The 19892-nt window shown below is 35.5% G+C and carries 20 protein-coding genes, 1 tRNA gene and 2 pseudogenes; 19 read left to right on the top strand and 4 right to left on the bottom strand.

Features of this window, described 5'->3' with window-relative positions; genetic code table 11:
• The first annotated feature begins 362 nt into the window (after window positions 1–362).
• From JCM6256_RS02125 to hpt, 9 genes are all read left to right on the top strand, one after another.
• Window positions 363–2234, top strand: coding sequence for a PTS sugar transporter subunit IIBC (locus JCM6256_RS02125; RefSeq protein ID WP_025080186.1), 1872 nt, complete (start codon window positions 363–365; stop codon window positions 2232–2234).
• A 58-nt stretch (window positions 2235–2292) separates the two neighbouring features.
• Complete coding sequence (locus JCM6256_RS02120; RefSeq protein WP_025080185.1) at window positions 2293–3078, top strand: MurR/RpiR family transcriptional regulator; 786 nt, start codon at window positions 2293–2295, stop codon at window positions 3076–3078.
• A 20-nt stretch (window positions 3079–3098) separates the two neighbouring features.
• Complete coding sequence (locus tag JCM6256_RS02115; RefSeq protein ID WP_155833142.1) at window positions 3099–3605, top strand: hypothetical protein; 507 nt, start codon at window positions 3099–3101, stop codon at window positions 3603–3605.
• 12 nt (window positions 3606–3617) lie between these two features.
• Window positions 3618–4112: a PTS sugar transporter subunit IIA gene (locus JCM6256_RS02110; RefSeq protein ID WP_025080183.1), complete on the top strand. Its 495-nt coding sequence runs from the start codon at window positions 3618–3620 to the stop codon at window positions 4110–4112.
• Between the two features lie 132 nt (window positions 4113–4244).
• Complete coding sequence (locus tag JCM6256_RS02105) at window positions 4245–5093, top strand: patatin-like phospholipase family protein (RefSeq protein WP_025080182.1); 849 nt, start codon at window positions 4245–4247, stop codon at window positions 5091–5093.
• Window positions 5094–5096: 3 nt separating this feature from the next.
• On the top strand, window positions 5097–5357 hold the full coding sequence (locus JCM6256_RS02100; RefSeq protein ID WP_025080181.1) for a hypothetical protein: 261 nt from the start codon (window positions 5097–5099) through the stop codon (window positions 5355–5357).
• Between the two features lie 85 nt (window positions 5358–5442).
• Window positions 5443–6099: a nitroreductase gene (locus JCM6256_RS02095; RefSeq protein ID WP_025080180.1), complete on the top strand. Its 657-nt coding sequence runs from the start codon at window positions 5443–5445 to the stop codon at window positions 6097–6099.
• A gap of 69 nt (window positions 6100–6168) precedes the next feature.
• Window positions 6169–7527 carry a hemolysin family protein gene (locus tag JCM6256_RS02090; protein WP_025080179.1) on the top strand — a complete coding sequence of 453 codons (1359 nt, stop codon included), beginning with the start codon at window positions 6169–6171 and terminating at the stop codon, window positions 7525–7527.
• Window positions 7528–7636: 109 nt separating this feature from the next.
• Entirely contained in the window at window positions 7637–8206 is a 570-nt protein-coding gene (gene hpt, locus JCM6256_RS02085; RefSeq protein ID WP_025080178.1) for a hypoxanthine phosphoribosyltransferase, read from the top strand.
• A 73-nt stretch (window positions 8207–8279) separates the two neighbouring features.
• On the opposite strand, the gene JCM6256_RS02080 is transcribed toward hpt, so the two are convergent.
• Entirely contained in the window at window positions 8280–9584 is a 1305-nt protein-coding gene (locus JCM6256_RS02080) for an APC family permease (RefSeq protein WP_025080177.1), read from the bottom strand.
• Window positions 9585–9693: 109 nt separating this feature from the next.
• Here JCM6256_RS02080 and JCM6256_RS02075 point away from each other — a divergent pair, with 109 nt between their 5' ends.
• From JCM6256_RS02075 to wecB, 6 genes and pseudogenes are all read left to right on the top strand, one after another.
• The gene (locus JCM6256_RS02075) at window positions 9694–10401 is read left to right on the top strand and encodes a GH25 family lysozyme (RefSeq protein ID WP_025080176.1); all 708 of its coding nucleotides are present in this window, start codon (window positions 9694–9696) and stop codon (window positions 10399–10401) included.
• On the top strand, window positions 10401–11669 hold the full coding sequence (locus JCM6256_RS02070; protein ID WP_025080175.1) for a DEAD/DEAH box helicase: 1269 nt from the start codon (window positions 10401–10403) through the stop codon (window positions 11667–11669). Before JCM6256_RS02075 ends, JCM6256_RS02070 begins: the two co-directional genes overlap by 1 nt.
• On the top strand, window positions 11666–12994 hold the full coding sequence (locus tag JCM6256_RS02065) for a PTS sugar transporter subunit IIC (RefSeq protein WP_025080174.1): 1329 nt from the start codon (window positions 11666–11668) through the stop codon (window positions 12992–12994). The genes JCM6256_RS02070 and JCM6256_RS02065 overlap by 4 nt, the downstream gene beginning before the upstream one ends.
• 52 nt (window positions 12995–13046) lie before the next feature.
• Window positions 13047–13120 (top strand) — tRNA-Arg (locus tag JCM6256_RS02060).
• Between the two features lie 96 nt (window positions 13121–13216).
• Window positions 13217–13393, top strand: coding sequence for a hypothetical protein (locus JCM6256_RS10680; RefSeq protein WP_025080173.1), 177 nt, complete (start codon window positions 13217–13219; stop codon window positions 13391–13393).
• A 16-nt stretch (window positions 13394–13409) separates the two neighbouring features.
• Window positions 13410–14551: pseudogene (gene wecB, locus JCM6256_RS09440) on the top strand (non-hydrolyzing UDP-N-acetylglucosamine 2-epimerase).
• 24 nt (window positions 14552–14575) lie between these two features.
• Here the strand turns inward: wecB and JCM6256_RS02045 are convergent.
• Both JCM6256_RS02045 and JCM6256_RS02040 read right to left on the bottom strand, forming a co-directional pair.
• Window positions 14576–15133 carry a GtrA family protein gene (locus JCM6256_RS02045; RefSeq protein WP_420835899.1) on the bottom strand — a complete coding sequence of 186 codons (558 nt, stop codon included), beginning with the start codon at window positions 15131–15133 and terminating at the stop codon, window positions 14576–14578.
• The gene (locus JCM6256_RS02040; protein ID WP_025080171.1) at window positions 15114–15560 is read right to left on the bottom strand and encodes a flavodoxin; all 447 of its coding nucleotides are present in this window, start codon (window positions 15558–15560) and stop codon (window positions 15114–15116) included. Before JCM6256_RS02040 ends, JCM6256_RS02045 begins: the two co-directional genes overlap by 20 nt.
• Before the next feature lie 155 nt (window positions 15561–15715).
• On the opposite strand from JCM6256_RS02040, the gene map reads away from it, so the two are divergent.
• The 3 genes and pseudogenes from map (at window position 15716) to galU (ending at window position 18403) form a co-directional block, all read left to right on the top strand.
• Window positions 15716–16543 carry a type I methionyl aminopeptidase gene (gene map, locus JCM6256_RS02035; RefSeq protein WP_025080170.1) on the top strand — a complete coding sequence of 276 codons (828 nt, stop codon included), beginning with the start codon at window positions 15716–15718 and terminating at the stop codon, window positions 16541–16543.
• Between the two features lie 8 nt (window positions 16544–16551).
• Window positions 16552–17481 (top strand): YihY/virulence factor BrkB family protein, encoded by a 930-nt coding sequence (locus tag JCM6256_RS02030; protein ID WP_025080169.1) that lies wholly within the window; start codon window positions 16552–16554, stop codon window positions 17479–17481.
• Between the two features lie 23 nt (window positions 17482–17504).
• A pseudogene (gene galU / locus JCM6256_RS09435) lies at window positions 17505–18403 on the top strand (UTP--glucose-1-phosphate uridylyltransferase GalU).
• A gap of 138 nt (window positions 18404–18541) precedes the next feature.
• On the opposite strand, the gene JCM6256_RS02020 reads toward galU, so the two are convergent.
• A complete protein-coding gene (locus tag JCM6256_RS02020; protein WP_025080168.1) occupies window positions 18542–18826 on the bottom strand; it encodes a hypothetical protein in 285 nt (94 codons plus the stop codon).
• A gap of 84 nt (window positions 18827–18910) precedes the next feature.
• On the opposite strand from JCM6256_RS02020, the gene JCM6256_RS02015 reads away from it, so the two are divergent.
• Window positions 18911–19855: an alpha/beta hydrolase gene (locus JCM6256_RS02015; RefSeq protein WP_025080167.1), complete on the top strand. Its 945-nt coding sequence runs from the start codon at window positions 18911–18913 to the stop codon at window positions 19853–19855.
• Window positions 19856–19892: the final 37 nt, after the last annotated feature.

The following is a 19892-nucleotide window of genomic DNA, read 5'->3' as shown; positions in this document are numbered from 1 at the left end:
TTTGTGCCTGAAATATGTTTCGCATATTTTGCCTTTTTACTTAAAAAACGAAATATATTTCTTTATAATAATTTGTTATTTTATTGTTAATCAGAAAGCTTTACATGAAAGCAAAAAACATATTTTAATATATCACCTTTGTAATTATCAATTTTGAAAAATATTTCACTTTTTGAAACAAAAATCTGTAAACGAAATGTTTTATCAGCATAAATGAAAGCGAATACATAGCTGAAAAACTATGATATAAATAAAGTGTAAGTTAGCTAACTGAAAAACATTTAGGAGTGAAATATTAATTGGGAGTATTTTAGTCGAGCTCCTAGCACAATAATTAGTTGTTTTTGATGAGGTGAAATATCATGATGCAAAAACTTCAGCGATTCGGGGCGGCCATGTTTGTTCCGGTCATGCTGTTCTCGTTTGCGGGTATCGTTGTTGCACTTGGTAGTTTGTTCAACAATCCAACTCTTTTTGGATCGATAGCAAATCCAGGTACTGCTTGGAATTCTGTTTGGGACACAATCTCAGCCGGTGGTTGGACGGTCTTCAACCAAGAAGGTATCCTTTTCGCAGTTGGTTTGCCAATTGGCCTAGCTAACCGTTCAAGAGGCCGTGCCGCTATGGAATCTGTTATCACATACTTAACTTTCAACTACTTTGTAGGTGCAATTTTAAGTCACTGGGGTGCAGCATTTGGCGTTCCAAACTTTGACAAAACTCAAATCGTTGCAAATTCTACTAACAATGGTTTGACTATGATTGCTGGTATTAAAACTTTGGACACAAGTATTGTAGGTGCCTTAGTAATTGCCGGTATCGTAATTTATCTTCACAATCATTACTTTGATAAAAAGTTGCCAGAATGGTTAGGAACCTTCCAAGGATCAACTTATGTTTACTTCTTAAGTTTCTTTGCAATGATTCCACTTGCCGTTCTTACTTGCTGGGGTTGGCCTAAAGTTCAAATGGGTATCACCGGCATGCAACACTTTATGGTAAATAGTGGCGTAATTGGTATTTGGATTTATACATTCTTAAACCGTGTATTGATTCCTACTGGTCTTCACCACTTGCTTTACATCCCATTCCAATTTGGTCCAGCCGTTGTTGCCGGCGGTCTTCAACCATATTGGTTAAAGCACTTGACTGAATACGCTGCAAGTAGCCGTCCACTTAGTCAATTAGCTCCACAATGTGGATTCCAAATTTACGGTAACGAAAAAATCTTCTTAGTTCCTGCAATTTGTTACGCTTTCTATGTTACAGCTAAGAAGAATAAAAAGAAGCAAACTTCTGCATTGCTTATTCCTGCAGCTTTAACTTCAATTTTAGCGGGTGTTACTGAACCTGTTGACTTTACTTATTTGTTTGCAGCTCCTGTACTTTGGATTATTTACTCAGTATTGTCAGCTACGATGAACACTATCATGTGGTGCTTCGGCTTAAGAGGTAACATGACTGATGGTGCGATTGGTATTGCTTCAATGAACTGGATTCCATTGTGGCAAAATCACTGGAAGACTTATGTAATGGAATTTATCGTAGGTATTATCTTTGCAGTAATTACTTACTTTATTTTCAAGATTATGATTGAAAAGTTCAATTACATTACACCTGGTCGTGAAGCCGATGATGAAGATGTTCACCTTCTTAACAAGAAGGAATACAAAGAAAAGAAAGCCGCTCAAGCTGCTAATGCTGGAGATCCATACATTGAAAGAGCTACAGCTTACCTTGATTTGTTAGGTGGACCATCCAACATTGCAGAGCTTTCATCATGCGCAACCCGTTTACGTGTAACTGTTAACGATCCTGATAAACTCGGCAGCGATGCGGAATTTAAGGCAAATAAAGCTGTTAGTGTTGTTCACCATGGCAAGGCTATTCAGGTTATTGTCGGTTTGGATGTCCCTCAAGTTCTTGAAAGCATGCAAGGATTAATTAAAAAGAGCGACTCAGATGCGAAAGTTTCAAGTGGCGCTGATAATCCATACATTGAGAGAGCTACCGGATATGTAGACTTGCTAGGTGGAAGTGCTAATATTCAAGCTATCATTAGTTGTTCAACACGTGTAAGAGCTAAAGTTGTTGATATGGCTAAGGTTGCCGATGATAATGCCTTCAAGAAATTGGATGCTAAAGAAGTTGAACGTAAAGACGGTAATGAAGTTGACATCGTAGTTGGTCTTGATGCCGACCAAGTTGTTGACGAAATGAAAGGGCTTTTATAAGGATGAACAATTATGTTATCATTGATGTATAGTAATGCATTAATGAGGGCATATAGATATGGCAAATTTTAAGACGATGATTATGAAAAATAGTGATAAGTTGAACGATTCTGAAAAACAAATCGTACAATTTGTTGTGAGTAATCCCAAGCTTTGCAGCAATTTAAGTTTGGCAAAGCTGGCAAAGAAACTTTATGTTTCTGAATCTGCAATCTTTCGTCTCTGTAAAAAGCTAGGCCTAAGTGGTTATAGTGAATTGAAATTTAACTTAAGCGAGTTGGCCGCGGCTGATGATCGTCCCGTGCAAGTTGTTAGTAACTTTGGAGAAGATCTAAGCAAAGCAATTCAGGATGTTCTTAAATATTTTAAAGGTCTTAATTTAGAAAATTTGTTTAAGGATCTGGATAATGCAAACAATGTTTATATTTATTCAACAGGGTGGCAACAAGAACTAATTGCTCAATATTTATCTCATGAATTGTTTATGATTGGAAAAAAAGCAACAGTTTTGCCATCGGCCCTTGATGAACTTAAGGCTGCTAATAGTTTTACGCAATCAGGCGATATCTTGTTTGTTATTTCTTATAGTGGCAATAATCAAACTCTTAATACTGAACTTGCCCAACTAGAATTAACCAATGATAAGTTTAAGTACATTTCTTTTACGAATATGAAACAAAGCAAGTTGGTTTCTTTAGCACAATATAATTTCTATTATCCAGCTGTTTCTTACACTCCTGATAAAGATTATGTAGATGGTAAAGTTGCTTTTGCGCCCGCATATTATTTAATCGACTTAATTATTAGTGAATATTCATTGTGGCGTAAAAATCATGATAAGTAGAAAGGATGAAGGTCATGTGGTTGGCGACTAAGGCAAAATTCACTAGCTTTCTAGATCGTTTTTTAGAAAACGCGCATTTGGATGCAAAGAGAATTTTGAAATGGTACAGTTACGTTTTGCTCGTTGTACCGCTATTGTTTTGGGCTATGCTTGCCTTTAATGCGACGTTTACCCACACATCGATTCAAACAATGTTAACTAAAGAAGCTAGCATTAGTATTGCCGTGATTGTTGCAATCGTTGACTTTTGTCTAGGCTACTACTTAATGATTAGCCGGAAAAAAGTATTAACTGATCGGCGTTCATATCACTTTTTTATGGGATGCCAAGCAATTGGCCAACTTTTAGTTGGAAATATCATCTGCTTGTTGCTTGCACTTTTTGGAATGTATCAGTCAAAGCAACTTTCAACTAGAGTTAACGATGAAAAAGCCGCTAAGATGATGAATATTATTTCACTTACAGTGATGATTGTTTTCATCCTATGTTTCGTCTTTTTAATGTTATTAGAATTAAGAAAGTCCTAGAGGTAAATAGCAATGTTTAATTTCTTTAAGAAAAACAAGAAAAATAGTAATAGTGTAGAAGTTCAAGCAGTAGTAGATGGCGATTTAATCCCTATTACATCAGTTAAAGATGATGTTTTTTCATCCAAGATGTTAGGTGATGGCTTTGCAATCAGACCATCTGATAAACAGATTTATGCGCCACTTGATGGTGAAATCTCTACGCTTTTCCCAACTAAGCATGCCATTGGAATTAAGACAGATAAAGGATTAGAAGTATTAATTCACTTAGGAATTGATACTGTTGAATTAAAAGGTGCTCCGTTTACAGTAAATGTTCAACAAGGCGATCATGTTAAGGCTGGGCAGGCTATTGCTACGATGGATTTTGAAGAGATTGAAAATAAGGGTTTTGATGACTCTTGTATCGTAGTTTATACCAATATGGATGTTCTTAAATCTGTTTCAGAGATTGAAGAGAAAAAGGTAACTCACGGCCAAGAAGTGCAAACAATAGAATTTAATTAATTATTTCCATAAATTCCCCCTCGACTAGTATTCAATATAGAAATAATTAAAGTGTATATAGAAGGCTTAATTTCAAAGATGAAATTAGGCCTTCTTTTGTATTAAAATTATATATTGGATAAAGGTGATTAAATGACAAAGGGATTAGTTCTTGAAGGCGGCGCTATGCGAGGTCTTTTTACAGCAGGTGTTATTGATGTATTGTTAGAAAATAATATTAGATTTGATGGTGGAGTCGGTGTTTCTGCAGGTGCGGCTTTTGGCGTAAATTATAAGTCACATCAATCTGGTAGAGTTTTGCGTTATAATTTACGTTTTGCTGGGAATCCGCGGTATGCAAGTTGGAAATCATGGCGTCAATCTGGAAATTTGTATGCCGCTAATTTTTGTTATCATTTGCTTCCGGAAAAATTAGATAAATTTGATAAGGAGACATTTGCAAAAGATCCAATGGAATTCTGGAGTGTTTCAACAGATGCCGCGACGGGGGAGGCTAATTATCATTTGCTTCCGGATTGCGATTATGTTGATCTTGAATGGGTAAGAGCTTCTGCGTCTATTCCGTTTTTTGCTCATCCTGTGGCTATTGGCGGAAGATTTTATTTTGATGGTGGCGTGTCTGATTCAATTCCTATCAAATTTGCTCAGCAGCATTATACAAAAAACGTTTTAGTAACAACTCAGCCAAAAGCTTATCGAAAAGGTAAAGATAAATTATGGCTAATTGAAAAAATAGTTTTGCGTAAATATCCAGCCGTTTTAAAGAAAATAAGAACGCGATCACAAGATTATAATTCTTGTCTTAATTATATTGAAGATCAAGAAGAAGCTGGGAAGATTTTTGTAATACGTCCACCATATTCTTTAGATATTGGTACAATGGAAAGCGATAAAAATGAGTTGCGTCGAGTTTATAATATTGGACGCGAAGAAATGGAAAAGCAATTGCCAAGTTTGAAAAGATTTTTGAAAGAGGAATAAAGGATGAAGAAATATCGACCAAGTACTAAACAAGTAATGGTAGGAATTATTTTTATGTTGGCAGGAGTTATTTGTTGGTGTATTAAGGCGCCGATGAAAGATGATCCTCATACATTGTTCTTATTTCCAGTAGGCTTGTTGCTGATTTGTATTGGCGGCTTAGAATTGACAATTACTGCTTTTATTACTTTGTATAAAAATGATAAGGCTATGCGTCAGAAGATTAAAGAAAAGACAAAAGATAAACATGAGTACAAAGGATAAGCATAATTAGTCTGAATTTAATATAATAGTAGTAAGAGACTTTTAAGTAATTAATTCATAGTTAAAAAATGAAAGGAGAAATTGTATGGAATTTGAAGAAGTGTATAAAAAAGAAAGGGCTACTAGAAAATTTACTAATCGTAAAGTAATGGAGCGGTTGTTAACCAAAATTGTTAAAGAAGCACAACAATCACCATCGCTTCTTAACTCTCAACCTTGGCGTGCATATGCTGTTACAGGTGAAAGTTTAGAGAATATTAAAAAAGAATTTAAGGAAAATATTGATAATAAAGTAGATCCTAAAGAAGATTTTGCATCAATGCTTTCATTAGATTGGGATACTTTCCCAAGTCAAAATATGGCAGTTATGGGTGCTTCACAAACTTACTTCTTTAGTAACAGAATTAATCTCTTCGCTGAAGCAAATGCAGAAATGTTTAATGCACCAGCTATTATCTATTTGACTATTCCTAAAAAATCTCCAGCTTGGTCTGTTTTTGATTTAGGAATTTTTGCTCAAAGCATTATGCTTATTGCAATTAATAATGGTTTGTCAGTAATGCCAGCGCACTCACTTGTTTCTTATCCAGATATTGTTCGTAAATATGCTGGTATTTCGGAAAATGAATCGGTGGGTATGGCTATTGCTATAGGATATAAAGATAATAATGCCGAAGTAAATGACGATAAGTTTATCCCAGATCGTGTACCATTCGAAAAGATTTTTAAGTTAAGCAAATAATTCTTATAAACAATGGTAGAATAGGGGCTGTAAAGATAATATTTGATTGATAAAAAGGTGACATAAACTTTGAGTGATCCCCAAATAATTGAAAATTTAGTTGCGACATTAGTTATTTTCGTTTTCGCAGCTTTCTTTGTAGCCGCTGAGTTTGCTTTAGTTCAAACTCGTGCTAGTCAACTAGAAGATATGTTGGCTAATGGTCAAGGAAATGTTAAAAAGTTAAAGCGCGGTTTGCACATGGTGCATAATTTAAATGAATATTTGTCAACGACTCAGGTTGGTACTACTTTAGTTGGTGCTATTTTAGGTTGGTTCTCGGCAGATACGATTGCTGCACTTTTAGAAAAACTCTTTAACTTAACATCATTGAATACCTCATTGGTTAAATCACTTAGCTCTATTTTAGGTTTGATTCTTTTGACTTATTTGGAAGTTGTCGTAACAGAAATCGTTCCAAAAAATATTGCTATTGATATGCCAGTTAAAATGCTTATGGCAATCATCACGCCGCTTCAATGGTTCCATACTTTGGTCTATCCATTTGTTTGGCTATTAAATAGTAGTTCTAATGGTTTGCTTAAGCTTTTAGGCTTCCAACCTGCTGATGAAGAAAATCAAATTTATTCTCAATCAGAAATTATTAAGCTATCACGTAATGCCGTTCATGGCGGTTCACTTGATAAGTATGATTTAACTTATATGGAACGTGCCTTTGAGTTAAACGATAAAGTTGCTAAAGATATTATGACTGATAGAACGCGTTTAACTGTGCTTGATTCAACTGATAGCATTGAGATGGCTTTGAAGATGTATCTTGACGAAGGCTTCAGTCGTTTCCCAGTTGTCCGTGATCATAACAAGGATGATGTTGTAGGTTATGTTTATGCTTATGACATTGTGCAACAAGCTCAACTTGATAAGAGCGTTCCAGTAACGAGGATTATTCGTACTATCATCACTGTTCCAGAGTCAATGCCAATTCAAGACATTTTGCATTTGATGATTAAAAAGCATACGCCAATTGTTTTGGTAGTTGATGAATATGGTGGTACAAGTGGTATTGTTACCGATAAAGATATTTACGAAGAGCTTTTTGGTTCTGTTAAGGATGAAATTGATGATGTTTCTGATGATTACATTATCAAAGATAAAGAAGGTAATGTTCATGTATCTGGTAAAACTACTTTGTATGATTTTGAACGTTACTTCCATACAGATATGAAAGCCTTCCAAGACAGCGATATTATCACTATCGGTGGTTATATGATGGAACATTATCCTGACCTTAAAAAGGACGAAACGGTTGAACTTGAAGGCTATGAATTCAAGCTTGATAGTATTGAACAAGGCTTCATGCGTTGGTTTATTGTAACTCCTATTAATAAAAAGAAGAGTGAACCCGACCAATCAGAAGTTAAAAAATAGAAATATTAAGAAAAAAGCGCCTAACTTGGCGCTTTTTTGATATAAAGATGTTATAATTTTGTTTATTAAGTATTCTTTTTATAATAATATGAAGTGAAGGGTAAGATTAATGGCAAAAAGCGACAATATTAATGATATTATTGATCATAAATTATTTTCTGAAGACGATATTCACGAGATGTGTGTCCGTCTTGGCAAACAATTAACTGAAGATTATGCTGGTAAAAAGCCTCTTGTTGTTGGAGCTCTTAAGGGTGCAATCTATTTCTTGACTGATTTAACCAGACAAATGGATGTTGCTCATCAATTAGATTTCCTTGATGTATCTAGCTACGGTGATGGTTTTGAATCAAGCGGTAAAATCAAGGTTGTAACTGATCTTAGTGCCGATGTTAAGGATCGCGATGTTTTAATTGTTGAAGATATTGTTGATACAGGTCTTACATTGAAATACATGAAGGAACTTATCATGGATCGCGGTGCTAAGAGCGTTAAGTGCTGTGCACTTCTTAATAAAGAAGCGCGTAGAAATACTGATGTTGTTGTCGATTACTATGGTTCAGAAGTTGGCAATGAATTCGTTGTAGGTTACGGATTAGACTTCTTGAACATGTATCGTAATATTCCATATATTGGTGTTTTAAAGCCAGAAGTTATTCAAAAATACGTAAATAAGTAGTATTATTAAAGAAGAAATCAACAGAAATTCAAAAAATAGCCACCGCCATTTGCGGTGACTATTTTTGTTTTGATTAAATTTCTTTTTTCTTGATCATATAGTAATAAATCGGTAAACCGAGCAAGGTTAATCCTAAGCCAATCATTGATAGAACAAATTGATTGATAATTGTCGAAATAACGATGAATAAGCCACCAATAATTGAAATAAGGGGGATTATTGGATACCAGGGAACAACAAATGGCCGACGTAATTCTGGTTCTCTTTTTCTTAGAACTAGGACAGCGATTGAAAGCAAAGTATTGAATGTCCACATCACGAAAACAAGCATATCTGTTAAAACATTGAAATTGCCAAGCAAGATCATAATAATCGCAATTACGTCAACGATTAAAGCACCGAAAACAGGTACTCCTGTATTAACGTGAGTTTTGCCAATTTTTTCTGAATATGGAAGCAATCTGTCTTGAGCCAAGATGTAAGGTGTTCGCATTCCAGTTAACATAAAGGCATTAACCGCACCGTAAACAGAAATTAAAATTCCGATCGTGACTAATTTTCCCCCGAATTGACCAAACAATTTCATAGAAGCTTGGAAGGCTGCGTTTTGATTATTAGCAAGTTGATCCATTGGCAAAACCGTTAGGAAAGTGTAATTAATTAAAACATAGATAACAGTGATGATTGATAAACCACCAATAATAGCCCGAGAAAGATCCTTTTCAGGATTTTTAACTTCATTGGCCAAGTTGGTTACAATTATCCAGCCTTCAAAAGCAAATAAAGCAGAGAGAAGACCTTGACTCATACCACCTGCAAAGCTTTTTCCAGCTCCAACCGTAATAGGGAAGAATTGCACGCCGATTTTATTAGAATTAAAGAATCCCCAAATAATAATCAAAGCAATAGGAATTACTTTTAGAACCGTAATTACAGATTGCATTTTGCTAGAAAATTTTGTCCCAATTAAATTAATACCTAGTAAAAATAGAACTAAGATAATGGCAACTAAATTTGAGTATTTACTCGGAATTCCAAATAAAGAAACAAACTGTACGCCGAAGATACTGGATAAAGCACCTATTTGGGCAGGGAAGTAAACGGTCATTTGTGCCCAGCCAAATAGAAAGCCCCAGACACCACCATAGGTATATTCTAAATACTTGATGGCGCCATTCATCTTTAAACTTGCGGCAATTTCAGAAACCGTCAATCCTGAAGCGATAGAAATTATTCCGGCTAAAATCCAAACAAACAGTGTCATAGAGCTGCTACCGGTTTGAGCGGTGATTGTTCCTATTTTGAAAAAAACTCCCGCTCCAATTACTGATCCAACGACAGTAGCCAGGGCTTGGGAGAATGAAATTTGTCTTTTCATAAATTACCTCACTCAAGAGAATATACTTAACTTATTCATTATATCATCTACATCTGTACTTGGTATTAAAGCTTATTTTGGGTAAAATATTATCGGAAGGAGAAAAGCCATGCACAGATTTAAACATAAAATTACGTTGCCATTGATTTTAACTTTGTTAGTTATGGCAATTGCTTTTTTAGTGGTAGGCTTTTTCAATTTTAATAATCAAACTACTCAGCCTAGTAATTCAAATTCTAGTGCAATTGGAATTGAATTAAACCAGGATGTAGATTACGTAGACTTGCATAAGTTGCAAACTAATGGCATTTCCTTTGTTTATTTAAAAAGTACTCAGGGGCGTTCATATTTTGATGAGAATTACTTAACGTATCGAGAGCAGCTTTTAGGCACACAGCTTGCTTTTGGTACGGAAATAATTTATAGCAATGAATCAACGCCTTTGCAGCATTACCGTTATTTTGAAAAGCAGGTTGGAAATAATACCGGAAGTTTGCCTATTTTGATTACACCGGCTATAACTAGTCGAAGTAAAAAATATTTGCGGTCCATGGGAACTTTTGCAGGAATGCTGGAAAATAATCAAAAGAAAGTTATTGTTTCCATTAATGATAAGTATCGTAAATTTTTCCCAATCGGGACACAATTTATGACAGATGGAAAAGATCAACCAAATAAATTAAAATATTCATTCTGGCGTTATACTACTAATGGCAGAGTAAAAGATGTTGATGGATTAGAGAAGGGCGTAACTATGTATGCTTATAACGGTACGGTTGCGCAATATAAACAGAAATATGGGCAGTTAACACAATAATGTATCAAGAAAAAATCAAAAAGGTTCTTGAAAAAGAACATAAAACCAAACCAACTTTAATTCAAAAAGAAACTTATGACGCAATTATTAATGGCGCTAGCATAGTTGCATTGGCCAAAACAGGAACAGGTAAGACTTTGGCCTATGCTATTCCAAGTTTGGAAAGAGCAAAAAAGGGCCAAGCAAATAGCGTCGTGATTATTGCACCGACTACTGAACTAGCTGTACAGATTCGACATGCGATTAATCCTTATATTCATGCTTTAGGTTTAAAGGGTGTAAGTCTTGTAGGGGCCGGTAATCGTAAACGTCAAGAAGATAATTTAAAGAAGAAACATCCAGAAGTTGTAGTTGCCACGCCAGGTAGATTCTTCGACTTTTTCTCAAGTGGTCGTATTAAGGTTGATCAGATTAAGACTTTGGTTATTGACGAAGCTGATGATATTTTGGAATTTACCAAGATGGAGCTTCTTAGCTCATTAGGACAAAATTTGGGTTCCGATGCGCAAATTCTTTTGTTCGGGGCAACAGATTCTGAAATCACAAGGGATGCGGAAGAACAATTTGCCCGTACCTTCTTGCTTATCGATGTTCGCAATGATCAAGTTTCTGAAACTAAGCATTATTTCTTACAGGTTGATAATGCTCATAAAATCGACTTTTTACAAAGATTGACTAGACTCGATAAGTTCAAAGGAATTTTGTTCTTTGATTCTAATCAAACTATGATGCGTTTTGCTGGAATCTTTGGGCATACTAAGACTAAGTTCGAACTTTTAGCAAATGAATTCGGTAAAGAACGTCGTGAAAAAGCATTGCGAGATTTAGCTAGTGGAAATACTAGACTTCTTTTAGCAACTGATTTAGCAGCTCGTGGCTTAGATATTTCCGGCGTAACCTATGTCATTAATTTTGATATTCCAAGTGAAGTTAATACTTATTTGCATCGCGCAGGTCGTACAGGCAGAATGAACGCTGAAGGATATGTTGTTACTTTAGGTGATGATCATGATTTTCGTGATTTGAAGAAATTATTGGAAGATCGTGATGACATTGATCTTAAGAGAGTTTACTTTGCTGGTTATCATTTAACTGAGAAGAAACCCAAAAAGGATAAAGAACCAGATAAGGATAAGCACGAAGAAAATACGCAAAATAACAATTCTAAAAAGTTAAATATTAAAGCTAAAAACAGTAATAAAAAGCATAAAAAGCGTAAGAATAAAAATAAGGGCTATCATCCTCATTATTTGAAGGTGAATAAATGAGTCGGTTAGTAAAATGGCTAGAAGATTACGTACTCCCAGTTGCTAATCGGTTGGCTCAAGTACGCTGGTTAGTTGCACTTAGAAATGCTTTTATTTCAGTTTTGCCAATTACTATTGCGGGGTCACTTGCTGTTTTGATTAAAAGCTTGATTTCGGCAGCAAGAACGCAACTGGGATGGAAAGCTTTTGCATTTGCAATGCAGCCTCTTAGCGCAATTAGCGATATTGTTTGGCGGGGAACTTTTTCATTATTTGCGCTCTTTTTAGCAGCTGCATTAGGCTATCAATTAGCCAAGACCTTTGAGGCTAATCGATTAGCAGGAGCTATTGTATCTTTAGCTTCATTCATGATGAGTGTAGCCAGTTTCGTAAAATTAAAAGTTAGCGGCAATGATTTAATTGCTAAAAATGCTTTCGATATTTCACAATTTTCAACAACGGGAATTTTTACTGCCATCTTATTTGGATCATTGGGGTTTGCCATTTATGTTGTTTGCTATAGAGGTCGGATAATTTTGCATATTAATGCAAATTTGCCTCATGCTGAGCAGGCAGCTTTTGATGCTTTGCTTCCGGGGATGATTTCACTCTTCGGAATCGGCGCTATCAATTATGTCTTTCAGCTTGTTACTGGAACTTATTTTGGCAATTGGCTTCTTCATTCAATTCAAATGCCACTTATTAAGTGGGGCCAGGGATTTGGTACGGTAATGCTTGTTACTTTGCTTGTACAAATTTTCTGTTTCTTTGGTTTAAATGGCTTAGGCGTGTTGGCTCCAATTTTAGATTCAATTTGGTTAACTGCCCAAAATGTTAATGTAACAGCAGCAAATAGTGGCAAGATTCCTAATTTTTTATGGGTACGTGGATCATTTGATTCTTTTGCTTGGTTTGGTGGAACTGGTGGCACACTTGCATTGATTATTGCAATTTTGATGTTTTCAAAACGAAGTGATTACCGTACAGTTGCCAAAGTTGCCTTGGCTCCGGGAATTTTCAATATTAATGAACCTGTAATTTATGGTTTGCCAGTTGTTTTGAATCCCGTTTATTTCATTCCATTAATAATCGCACCACTTGTTAATGTTGCTTTTTCATATTCAGTTACAAAAATGGGATTAGTTAACCCCGTTCAAGTTGCTGTACCGACGGTTGTTCCGCCGATAGTTGGACCATATTTGGCATGTAATTATGATTGGCGTGCAATTATTTTAAGCATTTTAAATATTATTATTGCTGTTGCGATTTGGACGCCTTTTGTCTTCGCGGCTGATAAAATTGCAGATAATGAGCAACCACGAATGTTTTCAAATATTGATTTTTAATGAAAAATAATTAGCTTTCATCAAAGTTTTTTGATAAAGTTAATTATGTATTGGTCCTGTAGCTCAGCTGGATAGAGCATCGGTTTCCTAAACCGTGTGTCGTGGGTTCGAATCTCACCAGGATCATAATGAAGACTAGGACAAAAAGGTCCTAGTTTTTTTGTGCCTTTGTATCAACTGTGGTTTAATTGAATAAAAGAAACATAGAAAGCGAAACATATAATGTTATATCTATTATTGGCTGCGGCCGTTATTATTATCGGTAGTTTCTGTTTGGTATTTGGTTTAGATAAAAGCAAACCAGCAAAAACTAGAAAACACTTACTTTATGCAGCTTTAATCTGTGTCTTCATCGTATGGGGACTCGCAACCGTTATAATGATGAACCCAATGAAATAGTGGAGATATATATTTTATGAAAAAAATTAAAGTTATGACTGTTTTTGGTACGCGTCCAGAAGCAATCAAGATGGCACCGCTCGTGCTTAAACTAAAAAAAGATAAACGTTTTGATGAAGTCACTGTAGTTACTGCTCAGCACCGTGAAATGCTGGATCAGGTTTTGGATATTTTCAAAATTAAGCCAGACTACGACTTCAACATCATGCACAAAAATCAAACTCTGGAAGAAATCACTTCAAAAGTTATGATTGATTTGGCAAAGGTTATTAAAGACGAAAAGCCAGATATCGTACTTGTTCATGGTGATACAACAACCAGTTTTGCGGCAGGACTTGCGACATTTTATGAACAAACTACTTTGGGCCACGTTGAGGCCGGTCTTCGTACCTGGAATAAGTACTCGCCATTCCCTGAAGAAATGAACCGTCAAATGACCGATGATTTAGCAGACATGTACTTTGCTCCAACTGAGCTTTCCAAGTCTAATTTGCTTAAAGAAAATCATAAAGCAGAGAATATTTTTGTTACAGGCAATACTGCTATTGACGCTCTTCACGAAACTGTGCAAAAAGATTATCACCACGCAGTTATGGATGAAATTACGCCTGGCAATAAAGTGATTTTGGTAACAATGCACAGACGTGAGAATCAAGCGAGCCAATGCGCCGTGTCTTTAAGGTTATGAAGCAGGTTATTGATAGCCACGATGACGTGGAAATTATTTATCCTGTTCACTTGTCACCAAGAGTGCAAAAGGTAGCCAATGAGGTTTTGGGTGGCGATCCAAGAATTCACTTAATTGACCCGCTTGATGTTGTTGACTTCCATAATTTGGCAAAGAGAAGTTACTTCATCATGACTGATTCAGGCGGCGTGCAAGAAGAAGCCCCAAGCTTGGGCAAGCCGGTTTTAGTTCTTCGTGATACCACTGAGCGTCCGGAAGGCGTAAAGGCCGGAACTTTAAAGCTGGTTGGTACTGAGGTTGATCAAGTCAGAGAAAGCATGCTTGAACTGCTTGAAAACAAAGAAGCCTACGATAAGATGGCGAATGCCAAGAATCCATATGGTGATGGTCATGCCGCAGACAGAATTATGGATGATATCGCTTATTACTTTGATAAGGAAAACAGCAAGCGCCCAGAAGATTTTGAATAAAACTATAAAACAAAAAAGTAGCGATTATTTATTATCGCTACTTTTTTCGTTATGTTTTTCTTTTTGTTCCCTGATTCGCATCTTAGCACGTTCAATCATTGTATGCTCTTGTTTTTGGAAAACAGATCTGGTTGTTAAATAGTTGAAGATACCGACTAAAACTTGATCAATAACTTTTACAACCAAAGCATTCAAATGAAGCCAGGAGACACCAACCAGCATGATTAAAGTATCAGGAATTAAGCTAATAATTCTGTAAGTGAAAAATACTACCAATTTATGCCAAGTAGTATGCTCATGATCGACATTATTGATAAAGACAGCTTTTTGGTTAAAGTAAAACGAAGCCAAATTGGAAATAATAAACGCAATCGTATTAGAAATTACCACAGCACTATGCCACCATTGATGTAAAACGATGAAGACTAAAGTGTTAATTAGCGCAGCAATAAACCCAAAAATTGTATAAACCCATAAATTACGATGACGCTTAATCAATTTTTGTCCTAGCTTACGAATATTTGCTTCATCAGATACTACTACGGCTTTATTTTTATTATCCTTAGCCATTGAGTTTGTCATTCATTTCTTCAGCGGCTTGATCGATTAAGTCAAGATCCTCGTCTTCAGGTGCATTTTCGATGGTAACGGGTTTAGTGATTTCTTCAGCACCACATTCCTTAAAAAGCTTTTCAAAGTCAAAAACATTTTCACAGAAATGTTCACCATAAGTTTTGTCGCCTGACCCCATTACAGCAAAGTACTTGCCGCTTAAGTCTAAATCTTTAAGTTGATCATAAAAATCGGCAATTTCATCAGTCATTTTGCCTTCACCATAGGTATAGGTGACAAAAATACAAAGATCACTATTTAAATAGTCAGAAGCATCAGCGAAGCTAACGTCATTATTTTCCACATCGAAACCATAGTCTTGTAAATCTTCTTCTAAGATTTCTGCCATGTCTTCGTTATTTCCAGTCATGCTAGCATATACAATTGTTGCTTTCATGATTTACTTCAACCTCTCGTCAATCGTTTTTTAACAATATTATACATGAATTCGGAAAATTTCTGTAATCCTTTAGTAAACTTTTAAAAAACGTTATAATGTAAGTAATTATCTATAAAAATAAAAACATTAATTTAAAGAGGAGAGATTTAGTTTTGATTACTATTAAATCTGTACGTGAACTTCAAGGCATGCAAAAGTCTGGCCGACTTCTTGCTTCAATGTTTGAAGGTTTACGCGACGTTATTAAGCCCGGCATTTCTACCTGGGATATTGAAAAATGGTGCCAAAAGTACGTTAAGTCAAAGGGTGGTCGTCTTTCAGAACAAGGCTTTGAAGGTTACAAATACGGTACTTGTATTTCCGTAAACGATGAAATTGCTCACCAAACTCCAAGAAAAGATCGTATTTTGCGTGAAGGTGATCTTGTTAAAGTTGATGTAACTTGCAACCTTAATGGTTATGAAACCGATTCATGTACTACTTACCCAGTTGGAAAAATTTCTGAAGAAGATCAAGATTTAATTGAAACTACTAAGAAAGCAATGTACCTTGGTATCGATCAAGCTGTTCTTGGTAACAGAATTGGTGACATTGGTCACGCAATTCAAACTTTCGTTGAAGATGAACATCACTACGGTGACGTTCGTGAATTAGTTGGTCACGGTATTCAACCATCAATCCACGAAGATCCAGAAGTTCCTCACTGGGGCAAGGCTGGTCATGGTCTTAGACTTCGTGAAGGGATGACTATTACTTGTGAACCAATGGTTGAGGCCGGTGGTGATTGGCACATTGATCAAAGAACTGTTGATGATCCTAATGATGATTGGGTTTACTACGCAACTCCAGATGGTTCAAAGTCTGCTCAATTTGAACACACTTTTGCAATCACTGCTGATGGCCCTAAGATTTTAACTTTGCAAAAACCATATGATGGTTATGAAAAGTATTTGCCACACTTTGACGAAATGGATGATTAATAACTAATATGAGTTCTTCACCGAGCTCTTTTAGCTCGAAAATTAGACATTTCTATAAAACGTTTACGCAGATAATGTCGCAAGGAGAAATCACGCAAAGTGCAATTGTGATTGCCTATTATATCTTGTTTTCGATTTTTCCTATCATTATTATTGTCGGAAACATTTTGCCATTCTTTAATATTGATACGAGTCCAATTTCAGATTATTTAAAAGTTATGTTGCCTGATGAAGTTTCTAAGTTTATTTTGCCAATCGTAAAGTCACTTCTTGAAACGCATTCTACAGGATATATTTCATTTGGTATTATCTTTGCGATTTGGTCATTTTCTAACTTAGTAAATGCAATCAGGGTAGGAATGAACAAGCTTTATGACGTACATCGTACGGAATTAAAGCTTTCTATACTGAACTTTTTGTGGACGAGATCAATTACTGTTTTGCTTACAGCATTAATGATTATTGTATTTACAGGCATCAGTTTGGTTTTGATTTTTGGTCAACAGGTTTTGGATTTGTTAAGTCCGATCTTTAGCTTTTCTGTTGGCGAAATTAAAAAGATTTTTAGCTATAGTTATCCAGTTGTCTTGCTTATGATGATTATTGCGGTTGCCTATTTGAACTTTGTTTTGCCTAATATTAAGGTGAAAAAAAGAGTCACTTGGCCAGGTGTTTTTGTGACGGTAATTGGATGGATTTTGTTATCATTTGGTTTTAGTTTCTATTTGCATCATTTTCCAATTAGTTGGGAAAACTATGGTATTGTTGGTACATTTATTATCTTTATGTTGTGGATGAACTTAGCATCTCTGCTTCTTTTAGTAGGAACAAGTGTGAATGCAACAATTGTGCGACAACGTTATGGAAAAGTTGAATTTACAGCAGGTCGTCTCGCATCTGTGATTCAAGAAAAAAGACGTGCTAATAGTAAAGATTAGCTATTAATGAAAGTGTTGAATATATGAAAGTTAGAAAAGCTGTCATTCCGGCAGCAGGTTTAGGTACGCGTTTTTTGCCAGCTACTAAAGCTATGCCTAAAGAAATGTTGCCAATCGTTGATAAGCCAACTATCCAATTTATTGTGGAAGAGGCAAAAAAGTCTGGTATTGAAGATATTTTGATTGTTACTGGCAAGAATAAGCGATCAATCGAAGATCACTTTGATGCTAATCCAGAACTTGAACAAGATTTGGAAAAAACGGGTAAAGACAAGCTTCTTAAGTTAACGCAAGATATTACTGACTTGGGGGTAAACTTGTATTTTACTCGTCAACCGCATCCAGCAGGTCTTGGTGATGCAATTTTGAGAGCGCGTAGTTTTGTTGGTGATGAGCCTTTTGCAGTTATGCTTGGTGATGATCTAATGAATGATAAGGTTCCTTTGACTAAACAATTGATTGATCGTTACAATAGAACGCATGCTTCTACAATTGCCGTGATGCCTGTCCCTCATGAAGAAGTTTCTAAGTATGGTGTAATTGAACCGTCTGATGAAATTGAGCCAGGTCTTATCAATGTTAAATCATTTGTAGAAAAGCCACCTGTAGACAAAGCTCCAAGTGATTATGCGATTATTGGTCGTTATTTGCTTACACCAGAAATTTTTGAAATCTTGGCTAACCAAAAACCAGGTCGTGGTGGTGAAATTCAATTGACTGACGCAATTGATACGATGAATAAGACTCAACGTGTATTCGCACATGTCTTTAAAGGTGATCGTCATGATGTTGGTAATAAGGAAGGTTATCTTGAGACCTCTATTGAGTATGGTTTAACTCACCCTGAGACAAGGATGAACTTCGTGAATATATTATCAACTTAGGTAAGAAACTCGAAAGCGAAGATAAAAAGAATAAATAAGAAAAAGGATTCATTTTGAATCCTTTTCTTATAAGTGCATTTTCGTGGTTTAAATAATTTTAAGATGTTATAGTAAATATGTGAGCGGAAAAAGGTTCTAACTATTCTAAAAATGGATAGTTAGAACCTTTTCATTTTCTACATTAAAGTTGCACTATAGTTTTCGATTGAAATCTGAATACCGTATGCTTCAATTTTTTCTTTGCCATTCATCATCCAGATATAAGAAGTGTGACGGTGTAAATTTTTAATCATTTTATACATGCGTTTCTTCGTCATTGCTTGTTTACCTGGATATAGCAAGCATTCGTCTGCAGTAATGGTAATTTTGCTTAATGGATAATCTTGACCATGGATGCGCAAGAAAAGTTCAGTATCTTCATTTAAATTATTAAGAAATTCAATTAAGTTATATAATCTCATATAAAATTATCCTTTTCTATACGAAAGCTAAAATGCTATACTTGTTACTGCTGAATTTTGAATAGAATAACAGAGGATGATTTGATGAAAAGAAAAAAGCTATGGATTTCTTTAGTAGCTATTATAGCAGTGGTTTGTGCTATTTTTGTTGGGGCAGGTTTCTACTTTTTCAATGTTGCTTGTGTCCCATCAAAAAAGAGCTTTATCAGCAACTCCAACGTTGTGAAAAAATCAGATCCTTTATACAAGGAAAAGAAATGGTATTTTGATCATTATAAGCAACGTTGGTATATGACCTCAGCCAGTGATAATTATAAACTTGATGCGAATTATATTCCTGCTGGCAAATCTAAGAAAACCGCTATTCTTTTACATGGTTATATGAACAATAAAAATACAATGTCCGCTTATGCTAATCTTTTTCATAAGCTTGGCTATAATGTCTTAATGCCTGATGCGCGAGCTCATGGTCAAAGCCAAGGAAAGTATATTGGTTATGGTTGGATTGAGAAAGCCGATGTCAAAAAATGGGCGAATAAAGTTGTAAAACGCAATGGTCAAAATAGCAAGATTGTCATTTTTGGTGTCTCAATGGGTGGGGCAACGACAATGATGACAAGCGGTGAGAAACTTCCCAAGCAAGTTAAGGCTTTAGTTGAAGATTGTGGCTATACGGATGTTAAATCAGAAATTGAACATGAAGCCCAATCGTTGTATAACATGCCAAAATTTCCAAGGTTTCCACTTGTAGAGATTCTTAGTGCTATTAATCGTGTTAAAGTTGGTTATTTCTTGGCTGATGGTTCATCAGTAAATCAATTGAAGAAAAATAAACACCCGATGCTATTTATTCATGGTGCTAAAGATACGTTTGTGCCTACTAAAATGGTTTACGCCAATTATAAAGCTTCACAAGGACCAAAAGAATTATGGATTGTACCTGGAGCCAAGCATGCTAAGTCATATGCCACTCATCCTAAAGCTTATGAAAAACATATTGAACATTTTTTGTCTAAATACGTAAATTAAATACTTTGCAAACGGTTTCATTAGTGATATAGTAAAA

The organism is Lactobacillus hamsteri DSM 5661 = JCM 6256 (assembly GCF_000615445.1).
Lineage (GTDB): Bacteria > Bacillota > Bacilli > Lactobacillales > Lactobacillaceae > Lactobacillus > Lactobacillus hamsteri.
Note: the sequence above shows the minus strand (reverse complement) of the source record. Positions and strands in the feature narration are given on the sequence as shown.